Below are 16,257 nucleotides of genomic sequence, written 5' to 3'. Positions count from 1 at the left end.
TTAAAAAAATAATTCCCAATAGAAAAACCTTTGTTTATCAGGCATAAAAAGCTAGAACTACCAAGCGGCGCTTAAACATCCATCTTGCAATACTTCAATACGGGGAGCGTCGATAATGCTTAAATTAACAGTGACATTAGAGACTATCCGCCGAGTAAACCAAGACCGTGTAGAAGGTAAACGGATGGCGGATTACTCTTTACCTGAAAAAGTAAGGGCTGAGATTTTGCAAACTCGCTACTCAGAAAACCAAATCAACCAAGCTTTTGCCGCCATTACCCGCACGCACGCCACCGTCGGTTAAGCCCATTCAATGAGCAATCATCGAATCTATACCGATTTAGTCCAAGACCCTCAGGACTTTGTCGGTCGTGTAGCATATACGTTTTACAAAGAAGAAAAAATCAATTGGATAGAAACATTTAAAACCAATAATAACGTTGCAGAACCTCCACTCGATCAATTTCATAGTTTTGCCAGGAGCCCTCAAAAGATTCTCGAATACCGTGAACGAGCCGAGCGCGAAGTGAATGAAATTGTAGATCAAGTCGCTGCAGCAGAAATCCAACAGCAAGTCGCGCGATTACGTAACGATAAAATCGTCCAAACCGTCAATAAAGGCTGGGGACGATCCATTGCCGAAAATGTGATTGCCGGTTTAATTGGCTCTATTATTACAATCGCTTTTTCAATGTTTGCGTGGCTTTATCTGCAAATGCAAGATAGTGAAAAACGTGAGAAATTAAGCAGCGCCGCTATTGAACAACTTCACCAGCGAGGTGTTCCACCAATCGCGGCAAGCAGCGCTGCCAAGAAATAAGATATCCCATCTCCACACAATCTCCACATTCCCCGCATTTTCCCTCCACATCAGCCTTGCACAATGCCCCCATCACACAAGCGCACAGGGGAATATCATGAAGTTAAAGTGGAAAATCATCACCATCGGCCTGCTGATGCTGGGGATGATTGTGGTTTTAAATATGGTGCGGCATCTGGTTTTTGAGCGGCAGCAGCGTGCTCAGGAAGTACGCCAGGAGATTTCGCAATTCAGCGCAGGCGAGCAAACGGTGAAAGGGCCCTTCTTGGTGCTGCCGCTCACCGAAACCACCGGCAAACTCGTAGAGCAAACCACGCCCCAGGGAAAAATAAGCGCATGGGAAGAAAGCACAAGCAGCCGCAATATCATCATCAGCCCCGAGCAGTTTTCGGCTAAAGGGCAATTGGCGGTAGAAAGCCTGAAACGCGGCATTTTTGAAGCGCCCATTTACCGCAGCGATTTAATCCTGTCAGGGCGCTTTGCCGTCGCACCGCTCAATAGCTATGAGCAGCATCCCGGCTCCAGCCGTGAAAAAATCAGCAGCCGCTGGGGCAAACCTTATCTGGCACTCAGCCTGTCGGATGTACGCGGGATTCAAAATATGGGCGGCACGCTGGCAGCCGATACACTCAACTTTGAGCCGGGTACAGCCCAATCGACAATTCATACCACGGCAAACACGGCAGAAGACAGCGCTGCAGCCGTTGCCGTGGCAACACCCGCCACAAATCTGGGTAATGGCGTACATGCCATGGTTAAGCTGGCTGATTCCGGGCAATCACTGGATTTCAAACTCAACTTAAAACTCAGCGGCACCACGCAATTACTGATCGAGCCGGTAGGTAAAGAAAGCCATGTTGCACTCGCTGGCAACTGGCCACACCCAAGTTTTAGCGGCAATTTTGCACCGGTAGAGCGCAGTGTCACTGCCCAGGGCTTTAGCGCCCGCTGGCAAACCAGCCAGCTGGCCACAGGCGGCGCTCAAACCAGCAAATGCAGCAGCTCCGAATGCTCATCCGCCTCGCTAGGATTGCGCCTTGTAGACCCAGTTGATAGATATGTCTTAAACGAGCGCACCATCAAATATGCCGAGTTATTTGTACTGGTGATTTTTGGCGCGGTGTTTTTAATGGCGCTGATGAAACGAATCGAAATCCACCCCGTGCAATACGCCTTAGTCGGCGCAGCACTGGCACTGTTTTTCCTGCTGACCTTATCGCTATCTGAACACCTTGGCTTTGCCAAAGCCTACTGGACTGCCGCAGCGGCATCGGTGTTATTGCTTGGCTATTACGTCAGCTTTGTACTGGCCGCATGGCAGCGCGGCCTTGGTTTTGCAACGGTGCTGGCCACGCTGTATGGCTTGCTATATGGCATCTTGCAATCAGAAGATATGGCGCTGCTAATGGGAAGTATCACGCTATTTGCCTTACTCAGCTGCGTGATGGTGCTGACCCGTAAAATAGACTGGAAAGCTTTACGGCCAGCGAGTACAGAGACCTCAGTTTAAAAATCTGCAAGGTGGCTGATCTGCACTGAATTCATTTGCAGACTGGGTGAAATCGCTTGAGCAGGAAGACTCCGTCAATCTCACCCACCGCCGGCTCAATTGGACCACAGACATGAGTCACACTTGTGCGATATTTTTATAGTTGCCCGGGGCAGCCGTAAACCAAGGACGATTATAAAGTTCAAAGTGTCCAATTCCTTACACCGTTTACCTACCACACTGCGCCAGATAGCCCGGGCAATGAGATGCTTGAGCTCTATTTTTGCTATCAGCGCCTCGGGAGAATCGATTTGAAGCTGAATCAGCATGCCAAAAACACTTAAAAAATGATCTCCAAGAAGCATCACCTACCCAGTAGTACTTGAATCCCCTGCCCCCTTGCGGTATACCAACGCCTCAAATGCACGAGGTGGATATGCCCAGATTTTTCCTTGATATGCCGCTGGCCGCTGGCCCTCACTTTAACCTGCCAGAAAGCGTTGCCCGTCATGTGCAAGTGCTGCGCCTGCAGCCTGATGACGACATCATTTTATTTAATAGTCAGGGCGGCGAATATGCCGCACGCATTACCGAAATGGGTAAACGTCATGTGGTAGTTGAAGTATTAGCGTGGGATAAGCAAGACCGTGAGTCACCACTGGATCTCACCCTGATTCAGGCGATCTCGGCCAGCGATCGCATGGATTACACCATCCAGAAGGCCAGTGAACTGGGGGTTAGCCGTATTCAGCCGATAATTTCAGAATATTGTCAGCAAAGACTCAATGGCGAGCGTGCCGAGAAACGCCTTGCCCACTGGCAGGCCATCGCAGTATCAGCCTGCGAACAATGCGGGCGCACCCGGGTGCCGCTTATTTTGCCCACCATCAAGTTTGAACAGGCGCTGATACAAAAAGCCGAGCTCAAACTGCTGCTATCGCCCATTGGTGCAATCAGGCAAAACGAGCTGCCTGCCAGCGCCAGTAGCGTCGCCGTATTAATTGGCCCTGAAGGCGGATTTTCTGCCGCCGAAGAAACACTGGCCGTGGCCGCAGGCTACACCCCGCTTATTCTTGGCCCAAGAATATTTCGCACCGAAACCGTGGCACCAGTGATTGCAGCTCTGTTACAAAGCCGGTACGGAGATTTGTGAGCTGAGCTGCCAGGTGGAAGGGTGCCATAATGAGCATTAAATACCCCATAAGCAGCGGATTCCTTCCACCCATGAATAGTCTGCTACAGCGTATAATCCGCCCCTGTCTGTAAAATCCGAACCAAGGCACGCCGATGTCAGCGACGAATAATCGAGCTCTTTATATGCGCATCTTGGGCGAAATTCGCCCCTACTGGAAAATCGTCGTCATTTCTGTGGTTTGCCTGACCGTTGCTGCAGCCGTCGATGCAGGCTTAACACTCTTACTCAAGCCGCTGGTTGATCAAAATTTACAAACATCGGCACTGGCCCGTAATCTGGCCTGGATATTGCCCGCACAAATTTTAGGGCTGGCGCTGCTACGGCTGGTTTCCAACTTTGGCAATGAATACACCACAGCGTGGGTTTCATCCAGAGTGATGCACGATTTACGCGGCAAAATGTTTGCTCGCATGCTAAGCCTGCCGGTGCAATTTTTTGATCAAACCTCGGTTGGGGTTTTACTGTCGCGCATTACTTTTGATGTTAATCAGATCATGGATGCGGGCACAAAAGTGCTCACAGTGCTGATCAAAGACAGCTTACTACTGATCTTTTTACTAGCCTCCATGCTGTATTTAGATTGGCAGCTCACCCTCTTGTGCCTGATTTTGCTACCCGGTGTCGCCATCAGTATCAGCGTGGTAGGCAAGCGCCAGCGCAGGCTTTCACGTGAAACACAGGCCGCCATGGGCAATATGACACAGATCCTGGACGAAAGCCTTTCCGGCCAGCGCATCATCAAAATATTCGGCGGTTTTTCTTATGAAACGAATCGCTTTGGCAATACCAACAATAATGTGCGCCGCTTATCGATCAAGCAGGCCATTACCTCCAGCATTAACTCCGGCCTGATCATGTTTTTGATTGGTATCACGCTGGCTGTCATTATTTATTACGCCAGCTTGCGTGCTCAGGATGGTTTACTGACAGCAGGTGCATTTGTTGCCTTTATGGTGCAAATGATGGCCTTGCAACAACCTATCAAAAACCTCACCAAAATTAATGAAAGCCTGCATAAAGGCTTAGCTGCTGCTGAATCTGTATTTGCCATTTTGGATCAGACTCCTGAAGCCAGCCGGGGCTTGTACCAGCTTCCCCGCGTGCAAGGCGCAATATCACTGCAAGATATTCGCTTTGCCTATGGAAATGATGGAAAACCCGCTCTGGATGGCATTTCACTGGATATTTTGCCAGGTGAAACCATTGCCTTAGTGGGCAGCTCCGGCAGCGGCAAAACCACGCTGGCTAATCTGTTACCACGCTTTTATGAACTAAATGCCGGGCAAATTTTAATCGATCAGGTGCCGCTGGCCGATTACCAGCTGGCTAATTTACGTCAGCAAATTGCCCTCGTTTCGCAAGATGTGATTCTATTTAACGATACGGTAACAGCTAATATTGCTTACGGTAGTGAAGTTGATATGAATCGTGTACGTCAGGCCGCGATCGCCGCACATGCCTTAGAGTTTATCGATGCCATGCCAGACAGAATGAATACCCTGCTGGGTGAAAACGGCATGCGTTTATCTGGCGGACAGCGCCAGCGCCTCGCCATTGCTCGCGCCATTTATAAGGATGCACCGATTCTGATTCTGGACGAAGCCACCAGTGCACTGGACACCGAATCCGAGCGCAAAGTACAGGATGCTCTGGAAAACCTGATGCAAGGCCGCACCACGCTGGTCATTGCCCACCGGCTGTCTACCATCGAAAACGCCAGCCGTATTGTAGTAATGCAACAGGGCAAGATTGTTGAAAGCGGCACGCACCAGGCACTCATGGCCAGCAATGGGATGTATTGCCGAATGCACGTCGCACAATTTGCAAATAGCTGACCAAAAAAACGCTGGAGGGCAAGCCTTCCAGCGTATCAACTCATTGTGAATTACACGGACTTGCGCCGCAGTAAGTAGAATGCCCTAGCAAAATGAGAGGGTCAACTAAAATATTAGGCTTTTCTGATATTTTGGTAAAAAGGACGAATTTCTTTAGCCATTAGCCATTCACAGCATAAAAGTACAGTACTCTTAGGGCCTTAGGGCAAAGGGACTATTGAAACGGTCCCTTATTCTCATTTTTTCGGTAACATTCATTCTTTACTCGGGGGAAACCCATGATTCAAGTCGGCGTTGTAATGGGTAGCAATAGTGACTGGGAAGTCATGCAGCATGCCGCTAAGCAGCTAAAAGCCTTTGGCGTGGCATTTGAATGCCGCGTTGTCTCTGCGCATCGCACCCCTGATCTCTTGTTTGAATACGCCGAAACTGCTGCCAGCCGCGGTTTGCAATGCATTATTGCGGGTGCAGGCGGCGCGGCGCACCTACCAGGCATGATTGCAGCCAAAACAACAATTCCGGTGCTGGGCGTGCCTGTTCCTTCCAAATATCTGCGTGGCGAAGATTCACTGCTTTCCATCGTACAAATGCCCAAAGGCATTCCGGTCGCCACATTTGCGATTGGCGAAGCGGGTGCTGCAAATGCGGCACTATTTGCAGTTTCTTTACTTGCCAACGTCATCCCGGAGCTAGCTGCTAAGCTGGCCACTTTCAGGACAGCACAAAAAGAGACCGTACTGGCAATGGAATTGCCCGAAGTAGAATGAAACCCACCAAAGATCTGCTGGCAGAACTGGAAAAAAAAGGCTTTTTATTCAGCGTTTTCTACCGGGGAGCCCTCTGCTGGGGATTGCCTTTTGGTTTGCTTTCTTCTTTAGCCATCAGCTTTTTTGCACGCACATCATATATCGCCACCATGATCCAGATCCTGCCTATTGCGCTTATTTTTGGCGCTGTTTTTGGTTGGGGACTCTGGGGTGTTGCCCTATTACAGGGTGTAAAAAACAGACAAGACAAGGATTAATAAAATGCCCGTTAAGCCAATTTTGCCACCTGCTATGCTGGGCATTCTGGGCGGAGGCCAACTCGGACGTATGTTTGCCATGGCAGCAAAAACCATGGGCTATAGCGTAACCGTGCTTGACCCGGACCCAAATGCACCTGCTGCCGAGATCGCCGATATCCATCTTTGCAAGCCTTATACTGACCCGGAAGCACTGGCAGCGCTGGCGGGGCAATGCGCTGCAGTAACAACCGAATTTGAAAATGTTAATGCTGAAAGCATGCGCTGGTTGGCGGCCCAAGGCGTAAAGGTGAGCCCGTCCGGTGATTCAGTTGCAATTGCCCAGGACCGGATGAAAGAGAAAAACTTTATCCGAGATGCCGGCCTTGCCACAGCGCCCTTTTTAGTAATTGCGAATTCCGGTGATCTGGAACAAGACCTTACCCCCTACCTGCCCGGCATTTTAAAAACCGCCCGTAACGGTTATGACGGCAAGGGACAGGCACGGATCAACAACCTGGAAGAAGCCCGCTACGCCTTATCAGAGCTAAAACACCAGCCCTGTGTGCTCGAAAAAATGCTGCCGCTTAAGGCCGAAGTGTCCGTGATTGTAGCCCGCAGTGCCGCCAATGAAATCGCCTGTTTTCCGCCTGCAGAAAATATCCATACCAACGGTATTTTGGATATCTCCATTGTGCCAGCCCGCATCAGTGCAGAAATCACCGAACGCGCCCGCAGCATGGCGATCCAGCTGGTAGAAAAACTCGATTACATCGGCGTGATTGCCGTGGAATTCTTTGTACTGGAAGACGACTCGCTGGTGATCAATGAAATGGCACCGCGCCCGCACAATAGCGGCCATTACACGCTGGATGCTACATTGAGCAGCCAGTTTGAGCAGCAAGTGCGTACCATGTGTGGCCTCTACCCCGGCAAGCCGGATCTGCACACGCCTGTGGTGATGGTGAATCTGCTTGGGGATGTCTGGCATGATGATGGCAGCGATCCGCACTGGGAAGTCATGCTCACTGCCCCCAACACCAAACTGCATCTTTACGGTAAAAAAGAAGCCCGCGCTGGCCGCAAAATGGGCCATTACAATGTGCTGGCCAGCAATGTGGATGCCGCTTTAGAGCAGGCTTTGGCACTGAAAGAAACACTGTAATCATAAAACCCAGGTCTTGAACCACTTCGGCCCCAGAGAACGCGGAGTTCCACAGAGAAAACCATTGAAATAACAATCACCAGGAAAATAGCAATGTGTACCTGAGTTTGCTTAGTCTTTGTAAGTTGATTGTTTGCCTTAAGGTTTTCTCTGTGATCCTCTGTATCCTCCTTTACCCCGTGGTTCAAAATTTGGGTTTAAAAATCTTTACGTAGATCCAAATAAAATAAACCGGAGCAATAGCGAAATGAATTTAATCAGCGATTTACAAGCACGGGGCCTGATCGCCCAACTGACTGATGGCGAGAGCTTAGAAAAACGGCTGACTGAGAAATCCATTACCCTCTATTGCGGTTTTGACCCTACGGCAGACAGCTTGCATATCGGCAGCCTGGTACCGATTTTAGTGCTCAAACGCTTCCAGGAAGCGGGCCACAAGCCGATTGCCTTGGTGGGTGGCGCCACCGGCATGATTGGCGACCCTAGCTTTAAAGCCACCGAGCGCAAACTCAATACTCTCGATATCATCGATAGCTGGGTAGGCAAAATCCGCAGACAAGTTGAGCCTTTTTTAAGTTTTGAAGGCAGTAACGCCGCCATTATGGCCAATAACCATGATTGGTTTGGCAAGATGGATGTGCTCACTTTTCTGCGCGATATTGGCAAGCACTTCTCGGTGAATGCCATGATCAAAAAAGAAGCCGTGCAGCAGCGGATTAACCGTGATGATTCCGGCATCTCTTTCACCGAATTCACCTACAGCCTGCTGCAAGGTTATGATTTTGTAGAGTTGAATAAGCAGCATGGCTGCGAGCTGCAAATTGGCGGCTCAGATCAATGGGGCAATATCACCGCCGGAACCGATCTCACCCGCCGCATGAATCAGCAGCAGGTGTTTGGCCTGACCATGCCGCTGGTGACCAAATCGGACGGCACTAAATTTGGCAAAACAGAAACTGGCACCATCTGGCTGGATGCTAAAAAAACCTCACCCTATAAGTTTTATCAATTCTGGCTGACCACCGCCGATGCAGATGTGTATAAATTCCTGCGCTACTTCACTTTCCTAAGCATGACAGAAATTAATGCTATTGAAGCGGCTGATATTGCAGCAGCGGGCAAACCGGAAGGCCAGCGCATTCTTGCCGAACAGGTGACTGCTTTGGTACACGGTGCAGATGCTGTTGTTGCAGCACAGCGCATCAGCCAGAGCCTATTTTCAGAAGATCAGAATTCACTAACGGTTGATGATTTTGAGCAGCTAGCACTGGATGGCTTGCCCCACGTAGCAATCACCAAAGACCAAAGCGGCCTGCTGGACGTGCTGGTGGCTGGTGAGCTGGCCACATCCAAAAGTCAGGCACGCGGCTTTATCGAAAGCGGTGCGGTGATTATCAATGGCGCTAAAATCAGCGATGTAGCTTATAACATGAGCGACGCAGACCGCCGCTACGGCAGCTACACCCTGCTGCGCCGTGGCAAGAAAAACCATTGTCTGGTTATCTGGAAATGAGTGAAATTATATGAAAACAATAAAAAACCACGGTAAACAGGCCGTGGTTTTTTATTAGGAGCAAACAATCTACAGCAGTCTGGAAATCAATCGGTCTGCCCTAAAGCGCGATAAGCGGGTCAATAGTTTTTTAACCGGCGGCGGGTAATCCAGCACGGTTTCCAGCTCACGATAATAGGCAATACGTGTAGAGTTTTTAGCAATTTCAGCTTTTTCCTGCTGTAATTGATCTTTTAACTCATGCTTTGGATCATGAATTAACAAAGCATTTTCTAAATCCAGACTAAATGCACGTGGGTTCAGATTATTACCGGTGAGTAAAATATAATCATCATCAACCCAAATGCCTTTCAAATGGTAGCTATGTCCGGGGTCATTCCAGAGCATTAAATTTAATTGCCCGCGATGAATCTCCAGCTGATGTACTTTGGCAAAACGGCGTAAATGTGTTTCATACAGATAAGGCAGAGCACCAATTGTTTTAAATGGCTCGCTTTCCGGAATGTAAAAATCATTGGCTTTTTTCTCGCCAACAATAATATCAACCTTTACGCCTTTTTGTAGCAAACGGTTTATTTCTTTAATGACCATGCGGGGCAAATTAAAATAAGGGGTGCAGATTTGTACATGATGCTTTGCTCCACCCAGTAATTTAATAATAAGACGATTAAGCGGATTACGCTTGCCTACCCCCACCACAGGGGTAATTCCCAAACTAGAAGCCTCCTCCTGTGCATGTGCATAATGAACCGATTTCAGGCGCTGGCGGAACTGGCGAATATCAGGGCCGATTTGCTTGGTGCCAGGAATAAGATCTAAATCAAGACGATGTACTGCACTGCTATTTAAAAACTCTACCTGCAAATAATTAACCATACTGTCGGCTAATGCCGAGTTTCTAATTACATGATACCGGTCATAACGATAGCGCTCACCCACAGACAAATACACATTATTTAAACTGGCTCCGCTATACACTACAGTATCGTCAAAAATAAAACCCTTCAGATGTAATACACCGAACAGCTCACGCGTTTGTACGGGTACACCATAAATTGGCACATTAAGATCATGCTTTAATCGTTCCTGCTGATACCAGGCGGCATTACCTGCTTGCGCGCCCGCACCAATCAGCCCTCGCTGCGCCCGGTGCCAATCTACAAAAACCCGGATATCCAAATCGGGGCAACGGGCACGGGCTGCGTAAAGTGCTTCCAAAATCTGGGCACCAGCCTCGTCCTGCTGTAAATACAATGCTGCAATATAGATTCGTGTTTGGGCCTTACCAATCAACTCCAGTAGCTTTTCGCGAAAGCTAGCCGTTGTCAGTAAAGTTTGAAAAAGAGCCGGATCCTGTGCAAAACGCGGCAAAGAGGCGAGATATGAGCGATTAGTTTCAAAAAGCATAAATGATCTGCAAAAAGCAGAGTGACCTATCAAGCGGATCGAAGCCTGCTATCTTAGCACTATGCCTTATAAGAAAGGAGATGTATTAATTGCCAGTAATTATATTTCAAAACCCGGCGGCTAGTGACGGCTTATCTGAAAAACATCACAGAGATAATTAAGGAAATTTTTATCCTCACACATTCCCTTACCCGCAGTATCACTCACTTTGGCCACCGGCTGCCCGTTGCATGACACCAGTTTCATCACAATTTGCAAAGGAGCTTGCCCACAATCATTCGACAGATGTGTGCCTATGCCAAACCCGGTACGGGTGCGTGATGCAAAATGCCGGTATAAAGCAATCGATTTGTCCAAAGTTAAACCATCACTAAAAACCAATTGCTTGGTACCATAATCAATATTCATTTTTTTATAATGAGCAATTACTTTCTCGCCCCATTCAAATGGATCACCCGAATCATGACGCAGTCCATCAAATAGTTTACAAAAATACAAATCAAAATCACGTAAAAAAGCATCTGTTCCCACAACATCAGTCAGAGCAATGCCTAAATCCCCCGATATTCACGCACCCAATGCTCCAGTGCGTTGGTTTGAAAATCGCGCAAACGCGATCCAAAGCATTGAAAAGCCTGCATATATTCATGTGCCATTGTTCCTATGGGTGTGACGCCATATTGCATCGCCAATAAAACATTACTGGTGCCGCGAAAATACGGGCAGGCCTCTTTAACCAGTAAACCAACCATTTCAGCATGCCATACACGGGAAAATCGTCGGCGCGTACCAAAATCAAAAAATAGAAATGGATTTACAGGCAGATCCTGTAACGACAAATTTTTTAAAGTATTTAATTTTACCTGCAAATGCTCGCGGCCAATCGCCAAAGCCGGTCCTTCCGGAAATTGCCGAAAATAAACTTCATTCACAATCGACAACACATAAATTTCAAACAACATACAATGCAGCATAGGGCCAACCACACGAATATCTAAAAAATCAGGATTGACCTCAGATATAGAAACGCAAATAAACCGGCGTTGTAGCTGAAACAAACGCAAGAAATCAACAAAATCCGATTTAATAAACCGCAATTTACCCAGATAAGTCAATTCTTCTTCACTAAAATGCAAAGAACAGAGATGATCCAGCTGAATATCTATTTCATCTTTCAGTAAAACCAAAGGCAATACCGGTACATTACGGCATTTAAATGCATAAATGGCTTGGGTTTCTGGCTGATGATGCAAAATTTCCTGCATCATCGTGAACTTATAAAGATCTGTATCCAATAAGGATTCGATCACCGGCCTAAAGCCACTCATGAAAACTCCATTGCAGGCACACGTCCTTTAAATAATATCGAAGACTCCGAGCTTACCAACCACTCAAAAGTGGCCACAGTAAACGACTTTAGTGGCGCCTGCGTCAAGCTTTCCGGTCAAGAGCGTTGCTCCTTAAAACATTAAATAGATGCTTAAAAATAAATCTGACAACCTGCCTATTTATCATCGTCTGCCACAAGTGATGCAATAGTAAAACAATTCTTCCATCCCCTTTATCCCTAATCGAACAAGTCTAGAAACATTACTTGAATACAAGCAAGCTGCACCATCAGCGGTAAAGGCCAGAATACCCGTGAAAAGCTCGCCAATACCGCCGCCCGGCACCTACAAAGCGGCGTTTTTCTAAGCATAAAAACAGACTTCCAAATTAGCACATTGAATACATGCCAGAATCTGCACAACGCTGCTGCGGCATGCTATGTTAAAACGGTATATACCGCTGATTTAGGATCACGCCACACAGCTTCAATGATTAACCCCCCTTAAAAATGTAAACATGCACTGAATATAGCCAGCACAGCACAATGCGGGCTCCAGAACTCAAAGATACAAACACCTCACCTGCCTTCAAGATCTGAGAGTTGTAAGCATCAAGGCCAATCGAAAAAATAGCAGCAAAAAAGCTTCATAGGAACCATAAGCAAATGATTACCTTACAAAATCGCTGTTTTGATGAAATTGAAATAGGCGATTGCGCCCGTATTCAACACACTCTATCCATACGGGATATTCAGCTATTTGCTACAGTAGCTGGCGATTTTAACCCCACACATCTTGAAGCTGCTTTTGCAAACCAGGCAGGCTTTAGCGGGGCAACCGCCCCCGGCATGTGGTTGGGAGCACAGATTTCCGGCATTTTAGGCAGCCAGTTACCCGGTCCAGGCACCGTCTATGTTGGCCAGAATCTGCAATTTCATAGCGCTGCTATTTTGGGCGACACACTGGATATCAGTGTCACTGTGCGAGAAAAACATCCAGAAGAACATATCATCAGCTTTGATTGCCTCTGCCTGAATCAGCATGGCCAAACCATTATGAGCGGCGTTGCCAAAGTTGTTGCACCGACGAAAAAAATCACCCTGGCACGCCCCGACGCCGGGCTTGTCAGCGTACAAACCCATAACGCATTTGAGCTTTTGCTAGAGCGCTGCAATAAACTGCCGCCCTTCTCTGCCGCCATTGCACACCCATGCGATGAATCCTCGCTCAAAGTGGCCATTGCTGCAAAGGCACAGGGCATGATGCAGCCCATTTTGGTAGGGCCAAGAAATAAAATCATCACAATAGCAGAGCAATATAATTTAGATATTACCGGCTTACGTATCGAAGATGTGCCGCACAGCCACGCGGCGGCCAATCGCGCCGTAGAATTGGTCACCAGTGGTGAGGCGCTTATTCTGATGAAGGGCAGCTTACATACCGATGAGTTAATGAGCGCCGTGGTAAAAAGCAGCCTGCGCACCGAGCGCCGCATTAGCCATGTTTTTATTATGGATGTGCCAACTTACCATAAAACGCTATTAGTCACCGATGCCGCAATCAATATCTACCCCGATCTGCAGGATAAGCTCGATATTTGCCAGAACGCTATCGATCTTGCCCACACCCTTGGAATACCCAAACCTAAAGTAGCTGTTTTATCGGCAGTTGAAACCATTAATCCCAAAATTCTCTCTACTCTTGAGGCTGCCAGCCTGTGCAAAATGTCCGACAGAGGGCAAATCACAGGTGCGATTCTTGATGGTCCGCTGGCCTTGGATAACGCCATTAGCTATGAATCGGCCCGCATCAAAAAAATAGAATCAAGCGTGGCAGGAGATGCGGATATCCTGCTCGTCCCAGACCTGGAAGCGGGCAATATCCTAGCCAAACAGCTTACCTTCATGAGTAATGCAGACGCAGCAGGGATTGTGCTGGGCGCAAGAGTGCCGATCATTCTCACCAGCCGTGCCGATAATGAGCGCACCAAGCTCGCGTCCTGCGCCATTGCCTGCATCATGGCCGATGCACGGACAAAATAGTCTTACACCCCTTGCTGACATAGGATCAAAGCAATGACAAAGGCCATTCTGGTTTTAAACGCGGGCTCATCCAGCCTTAAATTTGCTTTATTTGAACATGAAGCAGCAAGCGATCTACATCTGATGGCCCAAGGACAGATAGAAGGCATTGGAACAAAGCCATATTTTCTGGCAAAAAATCACCGCAAACAAATTCTTGCCGATAAAGAATTAGCAATAAGTGACACCAATCATGCCGATTGCCTGCAAATCATCGCCACCTTACTGCGTGACAATTATACCGATCTGAAACTACTGGGAGTGGGTCACCGCATCGTACATGGCGGTGCTCACTACACAGCCCCTCTGCGGCTGACACCGGGCACAATAGGGGCACTAGAAGCACTCAGTCCCCTGGCACCGCTACACCAGCCCCATAATCTGGCGGCAATTCGTGCCGTTGCGGATATACAGCCAGATTTGCCCCAGGTAGCCTGTTTTGACACAGCTTTTCACCGCTGCCAAAATCAGATCAATCAGCTATTCGGGCTACCTTACCACTGTTACGAGCGCGGGATCCGCCGCTATGGTTTTCACGGGCTGTCTTATGAATATGTCTCTTCGGTCCTGAAGCAACGAGAACCGGAAATTGCATCGGGCAAGGTTGTTATCGCTCACCTGGGCAACGGAGCCAGTATGTGCGCCATTCAAAATGGTAAAAGTGTAGCCAGTAGCATGGGCTTTACAGCACTGGACGGCCTGATGATGGGTACCCGCACCGGCAATTTAGATGCAGGTGTAGTTCTGTATTTACTTCAGCAGGAAAAACTTAGTATTCTGCAGGTCGAAGAGCTTCTATATAGACGCTCTGGCCTTCTGGGACTTTCCGGCATCAGTAGCGATATGCGCGTATTGCTAGAAAGTTCAGAGCCACAAGCAGCGCTGGCCGTCGATTATTTCGTGCACCGCATCAGCAGGGAGCTCGGCTCGCTGGCCGCAAGCATGAATGGTCTGGACGCGCTAGTTTTTACTGCAGGTATAGGCGAAAACAGCTCAATCATCCGTCAGCGTGTATGCGAGCAGGCCCGCTGGTTAGGCATAGAAATTGACACCCATGCTAACGACGCCCATGAGTTCTGTATCAGCACCATAGACAGTCCCACGACAGCGTGGCTCATTCCCTGCAATGAAGAACTCATGATTGCTCGTCATACTCGAACCCAGCTGGGACTATGATCAAGCCACCCGCACTCGGCCCACCAACACTGCCATTGCCGTAGCTCCATTTCAACCAACTTTTTAAGGACGTAAGATGATCCAACCCAGCCTCTCACCGTATAAAACACTGGCGGGGAAAAAAGGCATTATCATCGGTATTGCCAACCAGCACTCCATCGCCTACGGCTGCGCTAAAGCGTTTAAGCAAAGAGGAGCCGAGCTTGCCATTACCTATATCAACGAAAAAGGCCGCCCCTTTGTAGAGCCACTAGCTACCGAACTGGAAGCCTCCCTTTTTCTGCCTATGGATGTGCTGCAAGCCGGACAAATGGAAGCAGTATTTGAAGAAGTTCGCAAAAAATGGGGACGTCTGGATTTTGCTATCCATTCAATTGCCTTTGCGCCAAGAGAAGCCCTGCACGGCCGGGTGGTCGATGTCACCGGAGAAGACTTCCATACCGCGATGAAAGTCTCCTGCTACTCCTTTATCGAAATGGCCCGTCTGGCCGAACCCCTAATGGATGAAGGCGGCACGCTGTTTGCCATGAGCTATTACGGCGCAGAAAAAGTGATCAAAAATTACAACATCATGGGGCCTGTAAAAGCCGCATTGGAATCCGTCTGCCGCTACACCGCTGCCGAGCTGGGCCCCAAGGGAATTCGCGTGCACGCTATATCTCCCGGACCACTCAAAACCCGTGCAGCCTCAGGTATTGCGGAGTTTGATGAGTTACTCGATAAAGCTGCCGCCGAAGCACCGGCTCGCTCACTGGTAAGTATCGAAGATGTAGGCGCAGCCTGCGCTGGCCTTGCCTCAGATAGTGCCAAGCTAATTACAGGAGGCACGATCTACATTGATGGTGGCTTTCATATCATGGGCTAATCGGGCCCGTTTTACTGCAGGCCGGGTTAGCAGTCTGCGACGAGGTTTACCTCGCTCAACGATAATCGCGTAGCCCGACCCACAGGAGTCGGAGGGCCAGGAGTCGTTTTTACGCTCCACTCCCCCTCTCAACATTTCTTCCACACAAAGCAAAACCCCCGCCTCTTTCGAGTACGGGGGTCTTGTTTACATCACGTGCGAATCTTTGATTCGCTCAGTAAAGGTGTCTGGCAATGACCTACTTTCACACAGGTATCTGCACTATCATCGGCGCTAAGGTGTTTCACTGTCCTGTTCGGGATGGGAAGGAGTGGGACCACCTCGCTATGGTCGCCAGACTTTAACGGGTTAACTCGTTGTGTGTATTGCTCCACAACGCG

13 protein-coding genes, 1 rRNA gene and 1 pseudogene are annotated in these 16,257 nt (G+C 48.6%); 12 read left to right on the top strand and 3 right to left on the bottom strand.

The genetic code is table 11. The features are described from left to right. Positions 1–115 precede the first annotated feature (115 nt). The 9 genes from EJO50_RS14965 to tyrS all read left to right on the top strand — a co-directional run bounded on the left by EJO50_RS14965 (position 116) and on the right by tyrS (position 9,020). The gene (locus EJO50_RS14965; protein WP_125975486.1) at positions 116–304 is read left to right on the top strand and encodes a hypothetical protein; all 189 of its coding nucleotides are present in this window, start codon (positions 116–118) and stop codon (positions 302–304) included. 9 nt (positions 305–313) lie between these two features. Beyond that, the gene (locus EJO50_RS14960; protein WP_125975484.1) at positions 314–820 is read left to right on the top strand and encodes a hypothetical protein; all 507 of its coding nucleotides are present in this window, start codon (positions 314–316) and stop codon (positions 818–820) included. Between the two features lie 97 nt (positions 821–917). Then, on the top strand, positions 918–2,330 hold the full coding sequence (gene creD / locus EJO50_RS14955; protein ID WP_125975482.1) for a cell envelope integrity protein CreD: 1,413 nt from the start codon (positions 918–920) through the stop codon (positions 2,328–2,330). 415 nt (positions 2,331–2,745) lie between these two features. Beyond that, positions 2,746–3,462 (top strand): 16S rRNA (uracil(1498)-N(3))-methyltransferase, encoded by a 717-nt coding sequence (locus EJO50_RS14950; RefSeq protein WP_125975480.1) that lies wholly within the window; start codon positions 2,746–2,748, stop codon positions 3,460–3,462. Positions 3,463–3,596: 134 nt separating this feature from the next. Continuing rightward, positions 3,597–5,339 (top strand): lipid A export permease/ATP-binding protein MsbA, encoded by a 1,743-nt coding sequence (gene msbA, locus EJO50_RS14945; protein ID WP_125975478.1) that lies wholly within the window; start codon positions 3,597–3,599, stop codon positions 5,337–5,339. Positions 5,340–5,617: 278 nt separating this feature from the next. Continuing rightward, positions 5,618–6,106: a 5-(carboxyamino)imidazole ribonucleotide mutase gene (gene purE, locus EJO50_RS14940; RefSeq protein ID WP_125975476.1), complete on the top strand. Its 489-nt coding sequence runs from the start codon at positions 5,618–5,620 to the stop codon at positions 6,104–6,106. After that, positions 6,103–6,363: a hypothetical protein gene (locus EJO50_RS14935; protein WP_125975474.1), complete on the top strand. Its 261-nt coding sequence runs from the start codon at positions 6,103–6,105 to the stop codon at positions 6,361–6,363. Before purE ends, EJO50_RS14935 begins: the two co-directional genes overlap by 4 nt. Positions 6,364–6,367: 4 nt before the next feature. Then, positions 6,368–7,507 (top strand): 5-(carboxyamino)imidazole ribonucleotide synthase, encoded by a 1,140-nt coding sequence (locus EJO50_RS14930; protein ID WP_125975472.1) that lies wholly within the window; start codon positions 6,368–6,370, stop codon positions 7,505–7,507. Between the two features lie 247 nt (positions 7,508–7,754). Beyond that, a complete protein-coding gene (gene tyrS, locus EJO50_RS14925; protein WP_125975470.1) occupies positions 7,755–9,020 on the top strand; it encodes a tyrosine--tRNA ligase in 1,266 nt (421 codons plus the stop codon). A 69-nt stretch (positions 9,021–9,089) separates the two neighbouring features. Here tyrS and pssA read toward each other — a convergent pair whose 3' ends face one another. Together pssA and pncB are read right to left on the bottom strand one after the other, a co-directional pair. Continuing rightward, positions 9,090–10,427 (bottom strand): CDP-diacylglycerol--serine O-phosphatidyltransferase, encoded by a 1,338-nt coding sequence (gene pssA, locus EJO50_RS14920; protein WP_125975468.1) that lies wholly within the window; start codon positions 10,425–10,427, stop codon positions 9,090–9,092. Positions 10,428–10,547: 120 nt separating this feature from the next. After that, positions 10,548–11,755 (bottom strand): annotated as a pseudogene (gene pncB, locus EJO50_RS14915) (nicotinate phosphoribosyltransferase). A 665-nt stretch (positions 11,756–12,420) separates the two neighbouring features. Between pncB and EJO50_RS14910 the strand changes: the two are divergent. The 3 genes from EJO50_RS14910 to fabI all read left to right on the top strand — a co-directional run bounded on the left by EJO50_RS14910 (position 12,421) and on the right by fabI (position 15,877). Further along, the gene (locus EJO50_RS14910) at positions 12,421–13,797 is read left to right on the top strand and encodes a bifunctional enoyl-CoA hydratase/phosphate acetyltransferase (protein WP_125975466.1); all 1,377 of its coding nucleotides are present in this window, start codon (positions 12,421–12,423) and stop codon (positions 13,795–13,797) included. Positions 13,798–13,830: 33 nt separating this feature from the next. Continuing rightward, positions 13,831–15,012 (top strand): acetate/propionate family kinase, encoded by a 1,182-nt coding sequence (locus EJO50_RS14905; protein ID WP_125975464.1) that lies wholly within the window; start codon positions 13,831–13,833, stop codon positions 15,010–15,012. Between the two features lie 76 nt (positions 15,013–15,088). Then, positions 15,089–15,877: an enoyl-ACP reductase FabI gene (fabI, locus tag EJO50_RS14900; protein ID WP_125975462.1), complete on the top strand. Its 789-nt coding sequence runs from the start codon at positions 15,089–15,091 to the stop codon at positions 15,875–15,877. A 225-nt stretch (positions 15,878–16,102) separates the two neighbouring features. On the opposite strand, the gene rrf is transcribed toward fabI, so the two are convergent. Then, positions 16,103–16,215: ribosomal RNA gene (gene rrf, locus EJO50_RS14895) — 5S ribosomal RNA — on the bottom strand. Positions 16,216–16,257 lie beyond the last annotated feature (42 nt).

This window comes from Iodobacter ciconiae, assembly GCF_003952345.1.
In the GTDB taxonomy this organism is placed as follows: Bacteria; Pseudomonadota; Gammaproteobacteria; order Burkholderiales; family Chitinibacteraceae; genus Iodobacter; species Iodobacter ciconiae.
This window is presented reverse-complemented; position numbering and strand designations above follow the sequence as displayed.

Excerpts from the sequence above, each read along its gene's own strand:
- creD (WP_125975482.1), top strand. The coding sequence starts at position 918 with ATGAAGTTAAAGTGGAAAATCATCACCATCGGCCTGCTGATGCTGGGG.
- purE (WP_125975476.1), top strand. The coding sequence starts at position 5,618 with ATGATTCAAGTCGGCGTTGTAATGGGTAGCAATAGTGACTGGGAAGTC.
- EJO50_RS14905 (WP_125975464.1), top strand. The coding sequence starts at position 13,831 with ATGACAAAGGCCATTCTGGTTTTAAACGCGGGCTCATCCAGCCTTAAA.
- EJO50_RS14960 (WP_125975484.1), top strand. The coding sequence starts at position 314 with ATGAGCAATCATCGAATCTATACCGATTTAGTCCAAGACCCTCAGGAC.
- fabI (WP_125975462.1), top strand. The coding sequence starts at position 15,089 with ATGATCCAACCCAGCCTCTCACCGTATAAAACACTGGCGGGGAAAAAA.
- pssA (WP_125975468.1), bottom strand. The coding sequence starts at position 10,427 with ATGCTTTTTGAAACTAATCGCTCATATCTCGCCTCTTTGCCGCGTTTT.
- msbA (WP_125975478.1), top strand. The coding sequence starts at position 3,597 with ATGTCAGCGACGAATAATCGAGCTCTTTATATGCGCATCTTGGGCGAA.
- EJO50_RS14935 (WP_125975474.1), top strand. The coding sequence starts at position 6,103 with ATGAAACCCACCAAAGATCTGCTGGCAGAACTGGAAAAAAAAGGCTTT.
- EJO50_RS14910 (WP_125975466.1), top strand. The coding sequence starts at position 12,421 with ATGATTACCTTACAAAATCGCTGTTTTGATGAAATTGAAATAGGCGAT.
- EJO50_RS14950 (WP_125975480.1), top strand. The coding sequence starts at position 2,746 with ATGCCCAGATTTTTCCTTGATATGCCGCTGGCCGCTGGCCCTCACTTT.
- tyrS (WP_125975470.1), top strand. The coding sequence starts at position 7,755 with ATGAATTTAATCAGCGATTTACAAGCACGGGGCCTGATCGCCCAACTG.
- EJO50_RS14965 (WP_125975486.1), top strand. The coding sequence starts at position 116 with ATGCTTAAATTAACAGTGACATTAGAGACTATCCGCCGAGTAAACCAA.
- EJO50_RS14930 (WP_125975472.1), top strand. The coding sequence starts at position 6,368 with ATGCCCGTTAAGCCAATTTTGCCACCTGCTATGCTGGGCATTCTGGGC.